Origin of the sequence: Subtercola sp. YIM 133946 (genome assembly GCF_036553535.1) — a bacterium.
Classification (GTDB): domain Bacteria; phylum Actinomycetota; class Actinomycetes; order Actinomycetales; family Microbacteriaceae; genus Subtercola.
This window is the reverse complement of record NZ_JAZHPE010000045.1, coordinates 357,313-375,197: the sequence shown is the minus strand read 5'-3', so window position 1 is coordinate 375,197 and position 17,885 is coordinate 357,313. Positions and strand designations below refer to the sequence as shown.

Annotated in this window: 17 protein-coding genes; 6 read left to right on the top strand and 11 right to left on the bottom strand. The window is 70.0% G+C overall.

Annotation, left to right across the window (positions count from 1 at the left end):
• Both V3W46_RS15820 and V3W46_RS15815 read left to right on the top strand, forming a co-directional pair.
• Positions 1 to 187 (top strand): hypothetical protein (locus V3W46_RS15820; protein WP_331784099.1); only part of this gene is annotated, 187 nt, incomplete at its 5' end.
• Positions 184 to 2,247 (top strand): YhgE/Pip domain-containing protein, encoded by a 2,064-nt coding sequence (locus V3W46_RS15815; RefSeq protein ID WP_331784098.1) that lies wholly within the window; start codon positions 184 to 186, stop codon positions 2,245 to 2,247. The genes V3W46_RS15820 and V3W46_RS15815, both read left to right, overlap by 4 nt.
• A 133-nt stretch (positions 2,248 to 2,380) precedes the next feature.
• Here V3W46_RS15815 and V3W46_RS15810 read toward each other — a convergent pair whose 3' ends face one another.
• The 9 genes from V3W46_RS15810 to V3W46_RS15770 form a co-directional block, all read right to left on the bottom strand.
• Positions 2,381 to 4,018 (bottom strand): molybdopterin-dependent oxidoreductase, encoded by a 1,638-nt coding sequence (locus tag V3W46_RS15810; protein WP_331784097.1) that lies wholly within the window; start codon positions 4,016 to 4,018, stop codon positions 2,381 to 2,383.
• 133 nt (positions 4,019 to 4,151) lie between these two features.
• The gene (locus V3W46_RS15805; RefSeq protein ID WP_331784096.1) at positions 4,152 to 5,294 is read right to left on the bottom strand and encodes an ABC transporter substrate-binding protein; all 1,143 of its coding nucleotides are present in this window, start codon (positions 5,292 to 5,294) and stop codon (positions 4,152 to 4,154) included.
• Positions 5,295 to 5,476: 182 nt separating this feature from the next.
• Positions 5,477 to 6,271, bottom strand: a complete 795-nt coding sequence (locus tag V3W46_RS15800; RefSeq protein WP_331784095.1) for an ABC transporter permease — start codon at positions 6,269 to 6,271, stop codon at positions 5,477 to 5,479.
• Complete coding sequence (locus V3W46_RS15795) at positions 6,268 to 7,284, bottom strand: ABC transporter ATP-binding protein (RefSeq protein WP_331784094.1); 1,017 nt, start codon at positions 7,282 to 7,284, stop codon at positions 6,268 to 6,270. The genes V3W46_RS15800 and V3W46_RS15795 overlap by 4 nt, the downstream gene beginning before the upstream one ends.
• A 34-nt stretch (positions 7,285 to 7,318) precedes the next feature.
• Positions 7,319 to 8,797 (bottom strand): MFS transporter, encoded by a 1,479-nt coding sequence (locus V3W46_RS15790; protein WP_331784093.1) that lies wholly within the window; start codon positions 8,795 to 8,797, stop codon positions 7,319 to 7,321.
• Positions 8,797 to 9,135, bottom strand: coding sequence for a DMT family transporter (locus V3W46_RS15785; RefSeq protein ID WP_331784092.1), 339 nt, complete (start codon positions 9,133 to 9,135; stop codon positions 8,797 to 8,799). Before V3W46_RS15785 ends, V3W46_RS15790 begins: the two co-directional genes overlap by 1 nt.
• A 128-nt stretch (positions 9,136 to 9,263) precedes the next feature.
• Positions 9,264 to 10,382: a L,D-transpeptidase gene (locus tag V3W46_RS15780; RefSeq protein ID WP_331784091.1), complete on the bottom strand. Its 1,119-nt coding sequence runs from the start codon at positions 10,380 to 10,382 to the stop codon at positions 9,264 to 9,266.
• Positions 10,383 to 10,440: 58 nt separating this feature from the next.
• A complete protein-coding gene (locus V3W46_RS15775; protein ID WP_331784090.1) occupies positions 10,441 to 11,853 on the bottom strand; it encodes a hypothetical protein in 1,413 nt (470 codons plus the stop codon).
• 9 nt (positions 11,854 to 11,862) lie between these two features.
• Entirely contained in the window at positions 11,863 to 12,552 is a 690-nt protein-coding gene (locus tag V3W46_RS15770; protein WP_443069993.1) for a TrmH family RNA methyltransferase, read from the bottom strand.
• 87 nt (positions 12,553 to 12,639) lie between these two features.
• Between V3W46_RS15770 and V3W46_RS15765 the strand changes: the two genes are divergently transcribed.
• Positions 12,640 to 13,956 carry an Nramp family divalent metal transporter gene (locus V3W46_RS15765; RefSeq protein ID WP_331784089.1) on the top strand — a complete coding sequence of 439 codons (1,317 nt, stop codon included), beginning with the start codon at positions 12,640 to 12,642 and terminating at the stop codon, positions 13,954 to 13,956.
• Positions 13,957 to 14,046: 90 nt separating this feature from the next.
• Here V3W46_RS15765 and V3W46_RS15760 read toward each other — a convergent pair whose 3' ends face one another.
• Together V3W46_RS15760 and V3W46_RS15755 are read right to left on the bottom strand one after the other, a co-directional pair.
• On the bottom strand, positions 14,047 to 14,613 hold the full coding sequence (locus V3W46_RS15760; protein WP_331784088.1) for a hypothetical protein: 567 nt from the start codon (positions 14,611 to 14,613) through the stop codon (positions 14,047 to 14,049).
• Entirely contained in the window at positions 14,610 to 15,476 is an 867-nt protein-coding gene (locus V3W46_RS15755; protein WP_331784087.1) for a metal-dependent transcriptional regulator, read from the bottom strand. Before V3W46_RS15755 ends, V3W46_RS15760 begins: the two co-directional genes overlap by 4 nt.
• A 128-nt stretch (positions 15,477 to 15,604) precedes the next feature.
• Here V3W46_RS15755 and V3W46_RS15750 point away from each other — a divergent pair, with 128 nt between their 5' ends.
• From V3W46_RS15750 to V3W46_RS15740, 3 genes are all read left to right on the top strand, one after another.
• Positions 15,605 to 15,922, top strand: a complete 318-nt coding sequence (locus V3W46_RS15750) for a hypothetical protein (RefSeq protein WP_331784086.1) — start codon at positions 15,605 to 15,607, stop codon at positions 15,920 to 15,922.
• A 9-nt stretch (positions 15,923 to 15,931) separates the two neighbouring features.
• Positions 15,932 to 16,819 (top strand): KPN_02809 family neutral zinc metallopeptidase, encoded by an 888-nt coding sequence (gene ypfJ / locus V3W46_RS15745; protein WP_331784085.1) that lies wholly within the window; start codon positions 15,932 to 15,934, stop codon positions 16,817 to 16,819.
• A 181-nt stretch (positions 16,820 to 17,000) separates the two neighbouring features.
• Complete coding sequence (locus tag V3W46_RS15740; RefSeq protein WP_331784084.1) at positions 17,001 to 17,801, top strand: HAD-IIA family hydrolase; 801 nt, start codon at positions 17,001 to 17,003, stop codon at positions 17,799 to 17,801.
• Positions 17,802 to 17,885: the final 84 nt, after the last annotated feature.

The following is a 17,885-nucleotide window of genomic DNA, read 5'->3' as shown; positions in this document are numbered from 1 at the left end:
GCAGGCGCAAGCCGAGACGCAGGCACAAGCGCAGGCGCAGGCGCAAGCCGAGACGCAGGCACAGGCACAAGCCGAGGCGCAGGCCGCCGCCGCCGCCACACGCGAGCAGCACACACCCTCCGAGCTGAACCCCACACACCCCACCCCCGCCGGCGCGGCCACCGCGCATTCGAAGGATCACGCATGAGAATCCTGACGCTCGTCAGAACCGAGCTGCGTCGCCTGACCGCGACCAGTCTCGCCCGCCTCGCCCTCGTCGCCCTGATGCTGGTGCCCGTCATCTACGCCGGGCTCTACCTCTGGGCCAACAGCGACCCGTACGGCAATGTGAAGAACATTCCCGTGGCACTCGTGGTCGAAGACACCGGCGCGACCGTGAACGGCCAGTCGGTGAACTACGGCCGGCAGGTGCACGACCAGCTGATGGCAGACGGCGGCGTCAAATGGATCGACGCGACCGCCGACCAGGCCGCCTCGGGCATCACCGACGGAACGTACGATTTCACCCTGACGCTCGGCCCCGACTTCTCCACCATGCTGGCCTCGTCGGGCACGGCGACGCCCGAGCAGGCCGTGGTTCAGCTGACCACCAACGACACGAACAGCTTTCTGGCCAGCACCATCGCGGCCACCGTGGCCGAGAAGGTACGACTGAGCATCTCGCAGCAGGTCGGCGAGGCCGCGGCGCTGCAGTTCTTGAACGGGTTCGCGACCATCCACGCCAACCTCAGCACGGCCGTCGACGGAGCGAACCAGCTCGCCGACGGCACCGCTCAGGCACAGGCCGGGGCATCGAGCCTGGCCAGCGGTGCCGCTCAGGCGAACTCGGGTGCCGCCGACCTGGCCTCGGGTGCCGCCACGGCTGCCAGTGGGGCATCCACTCTCTCTGACGGGGCCGCACAGACGAACACGGGCGCCCAGCAACTCGCCGACGGCCTCGACACCCTGGCCGACCAGTCGTCGGGGCTGCCGAACCAAGCCGATCAACTGAACGATGGCGCGCAGAAGGTGGCTGCCGGCAACGCCGAGCTCGCGACGCAGGCCTCGAAACTGGCCGCCACCACGGCCGCCGCCGCAGCCCAGGTGCCAACGGTTCGAGCCGACATCGTCGACACCCTGAAGAAGAGCGACCTGACGGCCGACCAGCAGGCCGCGATTCTGGCCCAGCTCGACCAGATCGGCGGTGCCGTCACCCAGGGCAACACCGCGGTGCAGACCCTGAACGGCCAGGTCTCGGCGCTGTCGTCCGGCGCAGTGCAGGTCGCCGCCGGCACCCAGACCCTCGCCACCCAGGCTCCGCAGCTGGTGGCCGGCATCGCCTCGGCCGACAGCGGAGCGCAGCAGGTCGCGAACGGTACGCAGCAGGTGGCCGATGGCGCATCCGACCTGGCCAGCGGAACGCAGCAGCTCGCCGACGGGGCGGCCACACTGAAGACCGGCACCCAGCAGCTCGCCGACGGCAGCGCGACGCTCGCCACCGGCGCCACGAGCCTCAACGCGGGAGCCGACCAGCTGCGTGACGGGCTGACCTCGGGTGTCGCGCAGATTCCGAACTACACGGGCGACCAGGCGCAGGCCGCGGCAGCCGTCATCGCGACCCCGGCGCGCGTCGACACCGACACCGTGACCAAGGCCACGACCTACGGGGCCGGCATGGCGCCGTTCTTCATCAGCCTCGCGGCCTGGATCGGCATCTACGCACTCTTCCTGATCATCAAGCCCCTCTCCCGGCGGGCGCTCACCGCGATGAAGGCGCCGCTCAAGGTCGCCCTCGCCGGCTGGCTCGCCCCCGCCCTGCTCGGCGCGCTGCAGATGGTGGTCGTCTACCTCGTCGTCACGCTGGCGCTCGGCTTCGGTGTGGCGAACGCGCCCGGGATGCTCGCCTTCATGATTCTCACCTCGGTGACGTTCGCGGCGATCATCCTGGCGCTGAACGTGTGGCTCGGCAGCGTCGGACAGTTCATCGGGCTCGTGCTCATGGTCGTGCAACTCGTGACGGCGGGCGGCACGTTCCCGTGGCAGACCCTGCCCGGGCCGCTGGCGGCACTGCACCACGCGCTGCCGATGAGTTACGCGGTCGACGGCATGCGGCAGCTGATGTACGGAGGCGACATGCTGCTGGCGCTGAACGACGCCGGGGTGCTGGCGATCTGGCTGCTGGGCGCCGGGGCGTTCACGTACTTCCTCGCCTCGCGCACCACTCGAGCCCGCACCCTGCGCGACCTGCGTCCCTCGCTCATCGGCTGACCGTCGCCCCTGCCTCGGATGGATCACGAAAACCGTCCAGAATCGGGCGCGGAAGGGCGGAAATCGTGATCCACCTGGTGCCGCTGGGGGCGGGGGGCGGGGGGGCGGGGCGGGGGGGCGCGGGCGGGGGCGGCTACTGCACGGTGAGCTGGATGGTGTGCAGGCCCGTCGAGCCGTTCGGCGCCGGTGGGGCCTGGTCGGTCGTCTGGGTGTAACCCGACGCGTCGGTGGCGCGAACCGCGATCACGTGGTCGCCTGCCGTGGCCTGCCACGGCAGCATCCACTGGCGCCAGGTGTCGGCCGAGATGGCGTCGGCGAGGGTCGCCTCGACCCAGTCGCCATTGTCGACCTGCACCTCGACCTTTGCGATGCCGGTGTGCTGCGCCCAGGCCACGCCCGCGATCGGAATCGTTCCGGCGGCGAGCCCCGACGCATTGCGCGGGGTGTCGATGCGAGACGAGGTCTTGATGGGGCCGAGGGCGCTCCAGCCCCGAGGCGTCCAGTAGCCCATGTCTTGAGCGAACGTGGTGACCTTCATCTCGACGACCCACTTCGTGGCCGAGACGTAGCCGTAGAGGCCGGGTACGACCATGCGGGCCGGAAAGCCGTGTTCGATCGGCAGCGGGGCACCGTTCATACCCACCGCCAGCAGCGACTGCCGGTTCGCGTCTTGCAGTACCTCGAGGGGCGAGCCCGCCGTGAACCCGTCTGAGCTCTTCGAGAGCACCATGTCGGCGCCGGCCGTCGGCTTCGCACGGGCCAGCAGGTCGCGAATGGGGTAGCCGAGCCAGGTCGCGTTGCCGATCAGGTCGCCGCCGACCTCGTTCGAGACGCAGGTGAGCGTGACCGTGTCTTCGATGAGGGGCAGCGCGAGCAGATCGGCGAACGAGATCGTCACCTCGTTCTCGACCATGCCGTAGATGCGCAGGCTCCACGTGTCGGGGTTCAGTTGCGGTACCTGCAGCGCCGTATCGATGCGGTAGAAGTCGGCGGCCGGCGTGATGACGGGGCTGAGATTGGTGATGCCGAGCTCCGCGCCCGGTGGGATGGCCGGGGCCGGCGTCGAGGGCGCCGGAAGCACCAGAGCGTTTCGGGCGTTGAGCACGGCAGTGGCCGTGGCGTTCATCAGCCGCGAGCCGACCCCGACCACGGCAGACGCCGCCGCCGCGACGATCATGAAGGTGAGGAACTGGCGACGCTCGTAGGCCGCGGGGCCGGTGCGCACGGGTTGTGCAGCGGTGTCGACATGCGCGATCTCGGCCGCGACGGGCGTGCTGACTCCGCTCGCGATGACGGCGGCGGCCGCCTCGGCGCGTTTGCGCACCCCCGCTTCACGGGTGGTCCAGCGCTTCAGCCGCTGCTGCAGGGCCCGCAGTACGAACACCCCGACGAGCATGCCGATCACCGTCGGGATCGCCGAGAATCCGGATGCCCCCTCCCGCGTCGTGACAGCGACCACCGCAATGGCGCTGAACACCACCAGCACCACGATGCCCCAGGGCGACCGGTAGTACTCGAGCAGGCCGGCGGCGCAGGCGCCCGCCACCACCACGATGCCCAGCAGCGTCAGCAGCGCGGCCTTGTCGCCCGTGCCGAACAGCGAGATCATCAGGTCTTTGACCCCAGGCGGAGCGAGGTCGATGGCGAGCGAGCCGACCGCGAAGAGCGGGCTGGCCGACGCCGAGAGAAAGACCGCGACGAGTTCGGCTGACGCCAGAACCGTTGCGGCAGCGACCACACCCGTCAGGGCCGCCCACACGTTGCGTCGCATGACTCCACATTAGGCGCGCCAGGCTGACGCCTGCCTGTGACCGGTGCCGCCGACCGGAATCGATTCACGGATTCGGGTGGGTGCGCCCGCTTGACACTGTTCGAAACCCGCGAATCGATCGCGGGGCATCCGGCTACGGAGCGGGCCAGATGAGGTCGGTGCCGGCGTAGATCGCCGAGACGAAGGAGGGGTCGGTCGCCGTGGTGAGGTCGGGGGCCGCCGGAAGCACTGCGCTCGTCACGAGAAACTGCGCCTCCTTCGCCAGCAGGTCGGCGTTCAGCGACCCCACCGGAGTTCCGGCCGGCTGTGAGCTCGTCACGAGCCCGCTCTCGGTCTGCCAGACCTGCAGGTTGTGGTCGCTGTCATAGCCAGCACCCGAGAGGTCGGCGGCGATTGCCACACACTCGGTCGCGTTCGTGAGGCAGTAGTCGTAGGCGTGAAAGGATGCCCGCAAGAAGTCCTCGGTCGCCGTGGGGTTCGCGGCGATGAACGCCGGGTTGGCCGCGACCGTGCCGAAGGTGCCGGGGATTCCGTAGTCTTCGGGGTTCCACTGCGTGACATCGGTACCGTCGGCCTTGAGCGTCAGGGGCTCGTTCGACTTGTATCCGGTGAGCGACTCCACCTGACCACGCGGCAGGATGGTCGGGTCATAGCCAACGACCACCTGGGTGATGCTCGACAGATCGACGCCGGCATCCACCAGCATCGTCTGGATCTCGGGCGGCAGCTGGCCCTTCTGGCCCAGAGTGGTGCCGTCGAGCTGTTTCAGGTCGGTGATGCTCGGCATCGTCATCAGCGTGGCGATCGGCACCTGGCCATACGTCGCGATGCCCGTGACATCGACCCCGTTGGCCTGCGAGCGCAGCAGGTCGGCGTCGCCGCCCAGGTCGGTGAAGGTGGCCGTGCCGGCTGCGACGAGCTGCGCGTTGGCGGCGGTGTCTCCGGTGCCGGGCTGAATGCGAACGTCGAGGCACAGCGCATCGAAGTAGCCGAGCTGCTTGGCCGCCAGCACGTCGAGAATGCTCGCCGACGCCTGGTACTGGTACCCGGTGATGTAGTCGATGGCGCCGGCGGCCTTGTTCTGAGCGCACCGGTCGGCCGAGATCGCCGACGCCGAGGGCGCGGCTGAGACGGTGGTCGCGGGGGTGGTCGAGCATCCGGCGACGGCGAGCCCGACCGCGGCGAGCAGGGTCGCGGCGGCGAGCAGGCGGGGGCGGCGCGGGTGGCGGGGGCGCTCCCGGCGCGGGGTGCGGGGGTGGAGGTGGGGGGTCGGCATGGGGTCCGTTCGGGTCGGGTGGGGAGCGTTCGGGTGGGGAGCGTTCTGGTGGGTGGAACGGTCGGGTGGGCGGGCGACGGGGGTGGGAAGTATTCGGGTGGGTGGAGCGGTCGGGCGGGCGGGCGACGGGGGTGGGAAGTATTCGGGTGGGTGGAGCGGCCGGCGGGGGCGGATGCTCGGGCTCAGGCCCGCCGCAGCAGCTGCGACTCGTGCCAGCGCAGCACGCGTCGCTCGAGCAGAATCACGAAGAGCAGCAGCAGCGAACCCATCGCAGCGAGACAGGCGATGGCCGCGTAGACGACCGCGAGCCGCGAGTTCGACGACGCGACGCTGATGACCGTTCCGAGACCCTTGCCGGCACCCGGCGCCGAGAACTCGGCCACGACGGCGCCGACCAGCGACAGCGGGAACACCACGCGCAGCGCGGCGAACAGGTACGGCAGGCTGCTGGGCAGCCGCAGCCGCCCGAGCACTTCGAGCCGCGACGCGTGCAGCGTCTGGAACACCTGCAGCACCGGCGGAGACACCGAATTCAGGCCCGTGATGAGGTTCATCAGAATCGGAAAGAACGTGATCAGCGCGGTGACGATGAGCTTCGGGGCCGGCCCGAACCCGAAGGCCACCACCAGCGCCGGCGCGATCGCGACGACCGGCGTGACGTTCAGGATGACCGCCAGAGGCATGATCGCCCGCCGCAGCAGCCCCGACTCGGTGACCAGCACCGCCACGACGAACGCCGAGACGAGGCCGATCGCCAGGCCGATGAGGGCCTCGCTCAGGGTCACGGCGGCGTTCTGCAGGTAGTACGGGGTCTCTGTGACGAGCTGCAGCCCGACCTGGCCGAGCCGCGGGAGGAGGTACGGATTGCCGATCGCGATCCACTCCCAGAGCAGGCCGGCGATCACGACCGCGACGACGGTGGGCAGCCAGAACCTCGGCGACCAGCGCGAACGCGTCACACCCCACACGTCGCTCATGCGGCGCCCGCCGCCTGCAGTTCCGCTCGGATGAGGTCTTCGTAGTCGTGCAGTACCTGTGCCTCGACCAGGCCGTGCCGCCGGGGCCGCGGCGCGTCGATCGGCACCACAGAGGCGATGCGGCCCGGACGCGGCGACATCACCACGACCACGTCAGAGAGCACCACCGCCTCGGGCACCGAGTGCGTCACGAACACCACCGTGGTGCGCAGCTTCTGCCAGAGCAGCAGCAGCTGGTCTTGGGTGGCCTCGCGGGTGAACTCGTCGAGGGCCGAGAAGGGCTCGTCCATCAGCAACACATCGGCCTGCGTGGCGAAGGCGCGGGCGATCGCGACCCGCTGTTGCATGCCGCCCGAGAGCTCGTGCGGCAGCGCCCGCAGCGAGTCGCCCAGCCCGAGCTCGGTGAGCAGGGCGACCGGGTCGGCCGCCGCCGGGCGGGGGGCGCCGGCGCTCGACTCCCTGGCACCGGGTTCGCCGGCGCGGGGGTCGCCCTCGCGGGGGTCGCCGGCGCGGGGGTGCCGCCGGGCATCCGCTCGCCTGTTCACCTTCGAGGGCAGCTTCACGTTCTCGAGCACGTTCGACCACGGCAACAGGGCCGCGACCTGCGGCATGAAGGCGATCGACTTGCTGGCGGCGGCCTCGGCGGGTGAGCGGCCGAAAAGACTGACCGAGCCGGAATCCGGATGCTCGAGCCCGGCCATCAGGCGCAGCAGCGTCGACTTGCCGCATCCGCTCGGGCCGATGATGCTCACGAACTGGCCGCGTTCGATGCTGAGGTCGACGGGGGCGAGGGCCGCGCGCCGGGCGCCGGGGCGGCCGTACGACTTCGAGGCTTCGGCGACGATGAGGCGGTCGAGCGCTGCGGAGGTGGGGGTGGCGGCGCCGGCCCCGGGAGTTGCCGGGCTGGCGGGGGTGGAGGTCGCGGTGTCGGAGGGCGCACGGGGGGTCGCGCGGGCGCCCGAGGTGCCTGCGCTCGCGCCGGTGGCGGATGCTCCGCCCGGTGATTCGCCCATCATCCGACTATAGAGCGAGGGTGTTTCGTGCTGTTTACGCCGTCGGCCTGATGTTCTCGCCCGCGGAACGACTGAGGCGCAGTGCTCCCAACGCGGGAAGCAGGGTGAGAATCGCCAGCACGACGAAGCTGAACTGGAAGGCTCCGAGGCCGCCGACCACGGCCTCGCCGCCGCGCAGGGCGATCGCGCCGATGGCCACGCCGAACCCGGCGGCCACCTGCTGCAGCGTCGAGGCGAAGGTGTTGGCGTCGGTCATGTCGACGTGCGGCACGTCGGCGAACGCGATCGTGTTGAGGGCGGTGAAGCCGATCGAGCGCACGACGCCGCTGAACACGAGCAACACGGCGATCGCGGCGAACGGGGTGCTCGCGGTGAGGAACGCGCAGAGCGCCATGCTCAGGGCGGCGCCGAGCGAGGCGCCGACGATGACGGTTCGAAAGCCGAAACGACGCAGCATCGGCGTAGTGAACGGCTTGATGCCGAGGTTTCCGACGAAGACGAACAGCACCAGAGCGCCCGCGACTACGGGCGAGTAACCGAATTCGTCTTGGAAGAGCAGCGGCAGCAGAAACGGGAGGGCGCTGATGGTCATCCGGAACACCGAGCCGCCCGAATGCGCGAGCCGGAACGTCTCGAGCCGCATCGTGCCGAGGCGCAGCAGGGGGTGCGGTGCCCGCAGGAAGTGCCGCGTCGCGAGGGCCAGCAGGCCGAGGCCCAGCACGGCCAGGGCGATGGGCAGGATGACGTCGGCGGGGGTCGTCGCAGCGCCGCCGGCCTGCGACGCCGTGCCCGCGTCAGCGATCAGCGAGCCGAGGAACACGAGGATGCCGAGGCCGACGCTAGTGAGCGCGAACCCGATCCAGTCGAGCGCCGGCGGCCGCAGGCGCTCCTCGCCCGGCACGATGCGCAGCGCCACGATGAACGCGACGGCGCCGAGCGGCACGTTGATGATGAAGATCCAGTGCCAGGAGGCGTAGGTCGTGAGAATCCCGCCGACGAGCGGGGCGATGACCGGTGCCGCGAGCGCCGGCCAGGTGAGCAGGGCGATCGTACGGATGAGGTCGGGCTTGCTCGTGACGCGCAGCACGCTGAGCCGGCCGACGGGCACCATCATCGCGCCGCCGACACCCTGCAGCACACGGAAGACCGTCAGCTCGGTCAGGTTCTGGCTCACCGCGCACAGAATCGACGCGACCGTGAACACGGCGATCGCGGTCAGAAAGATGCGCCGTGCCCCGAACCGCATCGTCAGCCAGCCGCTCAGCGGAATGAGTACGGCGAGGGTCAGCAGGTACGCCGTGACCGCGACGCCGACGCTCAGCGAGGCGACACCGAAGGCGGCGCCGATGCTCGGGGCGGCCGTCGTGAGAATCGTGCCGTCGAGGTTCTCCATGAAGTACGTGCCGGCCACCAGCAGCGCGATGTTGCGCCGGCGGTGCGGATGCACGGCTTCGGCCTCGCTCATCCCGTCGTCTGGGTCGCCCGCGTCGCTGCCCGTGGCTTCTGCCGCCATCAGCGCTTCACACCCAGCTCGAGCAGCAGAACCCCGCCGATGACGAGCACGATGCCGGCGATCTGCACCCAGCTCAGGAACTCCTTGAAGACGACCCAGCTGATCACCGTGACCAGCACGATGCCGACGCCGCCCCAGATCGCGTAGGCGATGCCGAGCGGCACGCCCTTCGACAGGGTGAGGCTCAGCATGACGAAGCTGGCGACGTAGCCCACGACGACGATGGCATACGCCCACCAGCGGTTGGCGATGGTGACGCCCTCCCCCGACGTGAACTTCAGAAACGTCGTGGCGACGACTTCGGAGGCGATCGCCAGCGCCAGGAACAGGTACCCCACCCTCCCACCCTAGGGGCCAGCGCGCCGCTCCCGGCGGCATCAGGTGCGCGGATACGTCACGGTGTGGTTGCGCCGAGCTGGCCGTGCGTCACGACGTGGTGTCGTGATGGTGGTGGTCGCACCGGGCGTCACGGCGTGATGGTGATGAGCGTGCCGAGCGGCAGCGCGTTGACGGCGGTGATGGCGTCGGCCGGCAGACGGATGCAGCCGTGCGAGACCTGCCCGGTGTTCTCCTCTTCGAAGTGCACCCCGATCAGCCCGCCGTCTGTTCCGCCGTACGGATCGTCGGCCACCGCCGAGTGCAGCGAAGTCAGCTGGATCGGGTACACCGCCTCACCCTGCTCAGGGTCGAGGTATCGGGCCTGGATGTACCCGGTCACACCCGTCGGCGTCGGCGTACCCGCCGCCCCCACGCCCACCGCGAACGTCTGGTCGGCCCGCCCCGCGGCCGAGATCGTCAGCGTCTGGGCGCCGACCGATACTGTGATGCCGCTCACGCCCGGGCTGGTGCTGTCCCCGGCATTAGCGGGCGGATCGGCGATGAGCAGACTCGTGCGCATCCACGCCGTGGTCTGGGCCGCCGCCACCCCGCCGTTCTGCGAGGGGAGGGCCTGGCGCGCCGGCGTGAACACCATGGTCCAGTCGCCGTCGGACTGCACCGGCACCACCACCGTGTTCTGCCCCAGAAAGTTGACCGCCGCCAGCCGCGCCACCGGCGTCTCCCGGTCGGCGCCGTACAGCGCGGCATCCGCCGCGAGGTGGAATGTGCTCGCCCCCCGCGCCGTGCCCTCCTCTGCGGTGCCCGCCCCTGCAGTGCCCGCCCCTGCAGTGCCCGCCCCTGCAGTGCCCTCCCCTGCCGCGCCCGCGCGTGCAGTGCCCGCGCCTGCAGTGCCACCCTCTGCGACCGAGTCGAGGTCACCGCCCGACGGAACGAACGAGGTCGGTGTGGCATACGCCAGCAGCCCGGCGATCACCGCGTCGTACCGCGCCTCCGGAAGCGCCGCGACCGCCTCGGCACTCGGCGCCACGTACGGGTCGGGCGCCGCTGACGCGGCCCCCGCCGACGCTCCCGCGCCGGCGGGTTGCGGCGCCTCGAACATCGCGCACGAGGTCAGCCCCACAACCAGCCCTGCACTCGCCGTCACCGCGATCACCGTTCGCAGGGCCGTCGTCCGCAGGGCCGCAGTTCGCAGGGCCGTCGTCCGCAGGGCCGCGGTCCGCAGTTCGGCCGTCAGCCGCGCCGTCATCGACCTCATGGTCCTGTTCACGTCGAACCGGGTGCCGGGGTGACTGATGGCCCGTCGGCTACCCAGCCACCGTCGGCAGGTGTCCGCCGGGCTTCGTGGGCGGAGTGGTCGGCGTCGTCGTCGGCGGTGCCACCGCATCGATGTGGAGTGTATACTGGGCCGTGGCTACAGGATCGACGCCGTTCGACACCGTCAGGGTGATGACGAAGTCACCCGATTCGGTCGGTGTTCCCGAGATGACACCCCCAGCGAACGTCAGCCCGGCCGGAAGCCTGCCCGCGAGGCTGAAGTCTGTCGGCATCGGGATGCCCGTGGCTGTGAACTCGAACCGATAAGCGTCACCCACCGTGCCCGCGACCGGGTTGCCCGACGTGATCGTCGGGCTCTCCGTCTGCTGCAGTGCCGTGACGTTGGCGGTCGCCTGATTGGCAAAGAAGGCAGTGTGATCGGTCGGGTCGACCGTCACCCCGGCCGGCTTTCCGGCGCCTTTCTGATTACCTACGGTCGCGACGACCAGGAGACTAGTCTCGTCAATCATCGATGCGCCGGTGTTGAAGTCTGCCACGTACAGGATTCCTGTGCCGGGGTCGACAGCAAGGGCGTTCGGGTTGGTTCCGACAGTGACGGGCGACCCGGCCAGTTCGCTGCCACTCGTGGCGCCGAACACGGTCACGGTGCTGCTGTCGTAGTTCGCGACGTAAACCTGCCCGCGGGCAGAATCGACCGCGACCGCGTTGGGACTGTGCAAGTCATCGGTCAGCCGCACCTGCGTGCTCAGATCGAGTGGTAAGACGACGAGCGCATCATCGCCCTGTAGGGCGACGAAGACCTGCCGAGACGCGGGATCGACAGCAATGCCCTCTGGCTTGCTCGTCATGGGATCGCCCACCTTGACGACAGTTGCAACAGTGTTCCGGGTCGGGTCGAACTGCGAAACCGTTCCGTCGATATAGCTTGCGACATCGACGAGGCCGTTCACCGAGTCCCATGCGATGGCGTCGGGATTTTGACCTACGGGCCGTGGAGACGAGAGTTGCTCGTTGTTCGTCGCCCCATCGATCACGCCGACGGAGTCATCGGCGCAGTTCGCAACGAGAACGAGGTCGTCTTTCGCGTCGACCGTGATGGCACACGGCTCCGGGTTGGTCACACCGACGGAATGCTTCAACACGATCGGCTTACCGACTAGCGCTCTTGTCACCGCATCGATCTCAATGACATCACCATCGACCCGGTTGGCCACGTAGATTCGTGGATGCCCAGTTGCCGAGTCAGGGTTGGGGTCATAGGCGACGGCCTCGGGGTCATTGCCGACGGCGACCGGCGACTCGGCGACAGGCTTGAAGTGGCTAGTGGCTGCGGAGGCTGAGGAGGCGAGCGTGAGCGCCCCGAGGGTCACACTTACCGCGACCATTGCCACGACCGCACGGGACGACAAGTGAGCATGTTTCATAGTCATGTTCCGAAGCATACATGATGATTACTCAGATCCGAAGCGCACGTGCTGCAGAATCCAGGCGTGCATGGCCACGGCGGCTGCCGCCGAGGCGTTCATGGAGCGCGTCGAGCCGAACTGGCTGATCTCGACGACGGCGGAGGCCGCGGCGACCGCCTCGGGGGTGAGTCCGGGGCCCTCCTGGCCGAAGAGCAGCACACAGCGGGCGGGAAACGCGAACGTCTCGATCAGCACCGAACCCGGAACGTTGTCGATCGCGATGATCGGCAGGGCATCCGCCGCCGCCCACTCGACGAACGACTCGACGGTGTCGTGATGCACGATGTGCTGGTAGCGGTCGGTGACCATGGCACCCCGGCGGTTCCAGCGTTTGCGGCCGATCACATGAACGGTGTCGGCGGCGAAGGCGTTGGCGCTGCGCACGATGGAGCCGATGTTCATGTCGTGCTGCCAGTTCTCGATGGCGACGTGAAATGGATGCCGGCGCTGGTCGAGGTCTTCGACGATGGCCTGCATGGTCCAGTACCGGTAGCGGTCGATGACGTTGCGCGAGTCGCCGCGGGCGAGCAGTTCGGGGTCGTAGTGCGGCTCGGTCGGAAGCTCGCCCTGCCACGGCCCTACCCCGTTCGTCGTCAGCTCGATCGAGGGGTTCGCCGCAGCCGGGTTCACCGCAGCGGGGCCCGGGCCGGCCGGATTCAGGGGAGCGTCTGCCACGCACCCCAAGATACCCGCCGCGCGAACACCCGCTGCGCGACCGCCCAAATGTTAGATGCATCTAACATCGCCGTGCCATACTGAATCATGGCACTGGGGCAGCAGGAGGGGCAACAGGAGCAGGGGCAGCACCCCGCCGCGAGCATCACCGCCGCCGCGGCCCGCGCCCCGCGCATCCTCTTCCTGCTCGGCCCCGCGTTCGTCGCGGCGATCGCGTACGTCGACCCGGGCAACGTCGCGGCCAACCTGACGGCCGGCGCGCGTTACGGGTACCTGCTGGTGTGGGTGCTCGTCGCCGCCAACGCGATGGCCATGATCATCCAGTACCAGTCGGCGAAGCTCGGCATCGTGACCGGCCACAGCCTGCCCGAGCTGCTCGGCGGCCGCATGCGCACGGCAAGCCGCCGATCGTTCTGGGTGCAGGCCGAGCTCGTCGCCGCGGCCACCGACCTGGCCGAGGTCATCGGCGGAGCGATCGCCCTGCAACTGCTGTTCGGCCTGCCGCTGCTGCTCGGCGGGGTGATCGTGGGGGTGATCTCGATGATCATTCTGGCTGTGCAGTCGCGTCGGGGGCAGCGTCCGTTCGAGACGGTGATCATGACGCTGCTCGGCGTGATCGCGCTGGGCTTTCTGGCGGGCCTGTTCGTCAGCCCGGTGAACTGGGGCGACGCGGCTGCGGGCCTCGTGCCCCGCTTCGAGGGAACCGACACCGTGCTGCTGGCGGCGGGGATGCTCGGGGCCACCGTGATGCCGCACGCGATCTACCTGCACTCCGCCCTCGCCCGCGACCGCCACGTTCCGGCGGGCGGCGACAACCCGCACGCCGGCCGCACGGCCGCGAGCATCCGCCGCCTGCTGCACGCCACCAAGTGGGACGTCGCCGCCGCCCTCGTGCTCGCCGGCGCCGTGAACATCTCGATGCTGCTCACTGCGGCGGCGAACCTCGGCGGCGTCACCGGAACCGACACCATCGCCGGCGCTCACGCCGCCATCACGGCCGCCCTCGGCCCCGTCATCGGCGTCATCTTCGCCGTGGGGCTGCTCGCGTCGGGCCTCGCCTCGACCTCGGTAGGGTCGTACGCGGGCGCGACGATCATGGCGGGCCTGCTGACCGTGCGCATCCCGCTGCTGCTCAGGCGGGTGATCACGCTCATCCCGGCCCTGATCATCCTCGGCATCGGGGTCAACCCGACCTGGGCGCTGGTGCTGTCGCAGGTGTTTCTGAGCCTCGGTATTCCGTTCGCGCTGATTCCGCTCATCCGTCTCACCGGCGACCGGATGCTGATGGGCCCGTTCGCGAACCGCACCGTGATGCGCATCGTCTGCTGGGTCGTCGCCGTGCTCATCGTGGGGCTCAACGTGGCCCTGATCGGCCTGACGATCGCGGGCGGCCTCGGCCCCTGACGCGCCCCGGCACGGTGGTCGCCCGACCACCCGCCCAGATGTACAGCGAAGGTGGCGCATCCACCCCGCGCGGCACCCGGCACCGGATGCTCAGCGGCGCAGCACCGCCCCGAGCAGCTCGGCGGGGCGGGCCGTGCGCACGGTATAGGCGACTCCCGTCGAGCGGCGCTGCACCGTCACCGCGGGCCCTGAGCCGAACAGCAGGGCGCGCCGGTCGCCGGGCAGCACGCGGTAACCCGGGCCCCCGACGTCGCGCGCGACGAGGTCGACCGCTTTCGCCGACTCGACGTCGGAGCGCGCGAACCGCAGCCGCCACACCGGCGACAGGGCGAACATCACCTGCGACTCGTCGACGATCACCACGATGCGCACGACCAGCGCGATCGCCCCCACCAGCAGGAGCACGATGGCGACGATCACGGCCGCGACCGCTCCCCCACCCTGGAACGATGCCGGATCGATCAGCGTGGCGTCGACGATCAGCAGCACCGCGGCCACCAGGGCGAGCACTCCGATCACCCGCAGCCACACCGGTGCCGGGGTGACCTCTCTGAACAGCTCGCGTGCCCCGGCCCAGCCCGTCGCACCTCCCGCCGGCCCGCGCCCGGCCCCGCCGAGGCCCCCGGCCGCGCCGGCCCCGCCGTCCGCGCCGCTCACGCCTCCACCCCGGTCACCCAGATGGCGTCGGCTGCCCGTTGCACGAGTTCGACCCTCCGCTCGCGGGCGTCGCCGGTGCCGGTGCCGCCCAGCAGCACCACGAGGCCGTCGGGCCCTGTTCCGCCGCCCGCGGGCGCGCCACCGCCCGCACCGGCGCCGACAGACGCACCCACCCCCGCCCCCGCAGCCTCCGCGGCGCCCGCTGCGCCCGCGGCCCCCACAGCACCTGCAGCCCCCGCAGCACCCACCCCCGCAGCACCCACAGCACCCGCAGCACCCGCAGCACCCGCAGCCCCCACGATCGTCACCCGCACGTCGGGCAGCACTCCCCGGTCGGCCACGTACCGCAGCACCGCCGGGTCGGCGTCGGAGATGCGCGACACGACGAGCGGATGCCCGACCGCCGCCGCACTGAGCCGCACCGCATCGGGTCGGTGCGAGTGCCCCGCGGCCGACGGAATGGGATCACCGTGCGGATCGCGCCGCGGAAAGCCGAGCATCCGGTCGATGCGATCGATCAGCGTGTCAGACACCGCGTGCTCGAGCACCTCGGCCTCGTCGTGCACCTCGTCCCACGAGTAGCCGAGCGTCTCGACGAGGAACGTCTCGACCAGCCGGTGCCGCCGAACCATCTGCACCGCGACGAGCCGGCCGGCCTCGGTCAGCTCGATGCTTTTGTACGGCTCGTGCACGAGCATCCCGAGCCCCGCGAGTTTGCGGATGCCGTCGGAGACCGTCGCGGCGCTCACGCCCGTGCGCTCGGCGAGCTGTTTCACCGTGACGGGCTCGGCCGACCACTCGGCGGCGGCCCAGATCACCTTCAGGTAGTCTTGCGCGGCGGTGGTGAGGCTCGGGGCGGGCATGGCTCCAGTGTAGTTTTCACGGCTCACCGCGGGTGTTGCGAGCCCTGCGAGCCGGTGTCGTGAAGCACACCGCAGCGGCAAATTCAATCCCTGCCGAGCAAGTAGTTAGCCTATCTAAACTTCTATTCGTGCACCGAGTTCAGAATTCTTCAGCCGCCCGCCCGCTCACCGAGGCGGGCCCTGTCGCCAGCCGAATGGATGCCCGGCCGGCGACGAAGGCACTGACGACGCTGACCTACACCCATGTCGTGCACCACGGCGGCAACAAGTACTTCGCCACCGCCGGCATGGCCGGCATCTTCGAGGCGAACGCCGCCGAGATCTCGTCGCGCGGCGACACCGAGCTCGTGCCGCTGCTGCACAGCACCGGTGTCGACCTGTTGCTGATCGGGCCGCAGACCCGGTTCACCGTCGTGGCCATCGAGGTCGGCGCCCACACCGCCTAAAGTTCGTCTGTGACGTTCAACGACAAGTCCCGCCTCGACACGAGCCGGGTCAGCAAGCGCGGCCGTACCGGCGTCGCGGTGGGCGGGGGAAGCGTCATCGTCGTGATCGGCGTCATCCTGCTCTCGCAGCTCACCGGCGTCGACCTCACCGGCCTGATCGACGGCAGCGCCGGCGGCAGCAGCCAGTCCCAGGGGTCGGAGGAGGCGCTCGACTGCCAGACCGGTGCCGACGCGAACGCCCGGGTCGAGTGCCTGATGGTCGGGGCATCCAACTCGCTCGACGCGTACTGGCAGTCCGAGGCGCCCGCGCTCGGAGTCAGCTACCACTCGCCCGCCGACTTCGTGCTGTTCGACGGGTCGACGAACACCGCCTGCGGCCAGGCGTCGAGCGCCACCGGCCCGTTCTACTGCCCGCCCGACCAGACGATCTACGTCGACACCTCGTTCTTCGACGAGCTGCGCAGCCGATTCGGTGCCAGCGGCGGAACGCTCAGCGAGATGTACGTGGTCGCGCACGAATGGGGCCACCACATCCAGCAACTCGCGGGCACCTTCGACCAGACCGACCGCCAGGACACCGGCCCGACGTCAGACTCGGTGCGAACCGAACTGCAGGCCGACTGCTACGCCGGAGCGTGGGCGGCTGCGGCATCCACGACCCGCGACGCGAACGGCACCACGTTCATCGAACCGCTGACGCAGCAGCAGATCGCCGATGCCCTGAACGCCGCCTCGGTGATCGGCGACGACCGCATTCAGCAGCAGTCGGGCGGCCAGGTGAACCCCGAGACGTGGACCCACGGCTCGAGCGCCGAACGCCAGCGCTGGTTCCAGGCCGGCTTCGGCGGCGGTCCGCCAGCGTGCGACACGTTCAGCGTCGACGGCTCGCAGCTCTGACCGGCCGCGCCCGGCGGCGCCTGTGGCGCCAGCTCTGACCGGCTGCGCCCGGGCTGCTGCCCGGCCGGCCCGCTCCCAAGCTCCTCCGGCTGCCCATAGGCACCGGCCAGACCCCGCACAGGCGACTCGCAGTACCCTTGTGGGGAGCACCCGAACCCGGGTGAGCACCTGGAGGAGCACCATGTCGCGTCGTGACGAAATCGAATGCTGGCTGACCGACATGGATGGCGTGCTGGTCCACGAGAACCAGGCCCTGCCGGGCGCGGCTGAGCTCCTTCAGCAGTGGCGCGACGAGGGCAAGCCGTACCTCGTGCTCACGAACAACTCGATGTTCACGCCGCGCGACCTGAGCGCCCGCCTGCTCGCCTCGGGGCTCGAGGTGCCCGAGGAACGCATCTGGACGTCGGCGCTCGCCACCGCGGCCTTTCTGAAGTCGCAGCAGCCCGGCGGCTCGGCCTTCGTCATCGGCGAGGCGGGCATCACCACCGCCTTGCACGAGGCCGGCTTCATTCTCACCGACACCAACCCCGACTTCGTGGTGGTGGGCGAGACCCGCAACTACTCTTTCGAGGCCATCACCCGGGCCATCCGGCTCATCAACGCCGGCGCCCGGTTCATCTCGACGAACCCCGACGCCACCGGGCCGAGCGCCGAAGGGCCGCTGCCGGCCACCGGCGCTGTCACCGCCCTCATCACGAAGGCCTGCGGTATGGAGCCCTATGTCGTCGGCAAACCGAACCCGATGATGTTCCGCTCGGCGCTGAACAAGATCGGCGCCCACAGCGAGAACACCGGCATGATCGGCGACCGCATGGACACCGACGTCGTCGCCGGAATCGAGGCCGGGCTGCACACGATCCTGGTGCTCACCGGCATCAGCGACCCGGCCGAGATCGCGAAGTACCCGTTCCGCCCCGACGAGATCCTCAAGGGGGTCTACGAGCTGCTCTCGACCGAGCCGGTCGAGTCAGACGAGACCTGAGCGGCCTACGCCGGTCGAGTAGCCTGCAGAGCGGGCGTATCGAGACCCCGCCCGCCGCGCACACCCCGGTTTCGATACGCGCTG

Bases quoted from the DNA above. Each gene is read 5' to 3' on its own strand.
- V3W46_RS15815 (WP_331784098.1), top strand. From the start codon at position 184: ATGAGAATCCTGACGCTCGTCAGAACCGAGCTGCGTCGCCTGACCGCG.
- V3W46_RS15790 (WP_331784093.1), bottom strand. From the start codon at position 8,797: ATGGCGGCAGAAGCCACGGGCAGCGACGCGGGCGACCCAGACGACGGG.
- V3W46_RS15795 (WP_331784094.1), bottom strand. From the start codon at position 7,284: ATGGGCGAATCACCGGGCGGAGCATCCGCCACCGGCGCGAGCGCAGGC.
- V3W46_RS15800 (WP_331784095.1), bottom strand. From the start codon at position 6,271: ATGAGCGACGTGTGGGGTGTGACGCGTTCGCGCTGGTCGCCGAGGTTC.
- V3W46_RS15780 (WP_331784091.1), bottom strand. From the start codon at position 10,382: ATGACGGCGCGGCTGACGGCCGAACTGCGGACCGCGGCCCTGCGGACG.
- V3W46_RS15765 (WP_331784089.1), top strand. From the start codon at position 12,640: ATGGCACTGGGGCAGCAGGAGGGGCAACAGGAGCAGGGGCAGCACCCC.
- V3W46_RS15810 (WP_331784097.1), bottom strand. From the start codon at position 4,018: ATGCGACGCAACGTGTGGGCGGCCCTGACGGGTGTGGTCGCTGCCGCA.
- V3W46_RS15740 (WP_331784084.1), top strand. From the start codon at position 17,001: ATGTCGCGTCGTGACGAAATCGAATGCTGGCTGACCGACATGGATGGC.
- V3W46_RS15775 (WP_331784090.1), bottom strand. From the start codon at position 11,853: ATGCTTCGGAACATGACTATGAAACATGCTCACTTGTCGTCCCGTGCG.
- V3W46_RS15805 (WP_331784096.1), bottom strand. From the start codon at position 5,294: ATGCCGACCCCCCACCTCCACCCCCGCACCCCGCGCCGGGAGCGCCCC.
- V3W46_RS15755 (WP_331784087.1), bottom strand. From the start codon at position 15,476: ATGCCCGCCCCGAGCCTCACCACCGCCGCGCAAGACTACCTGAAGGTG.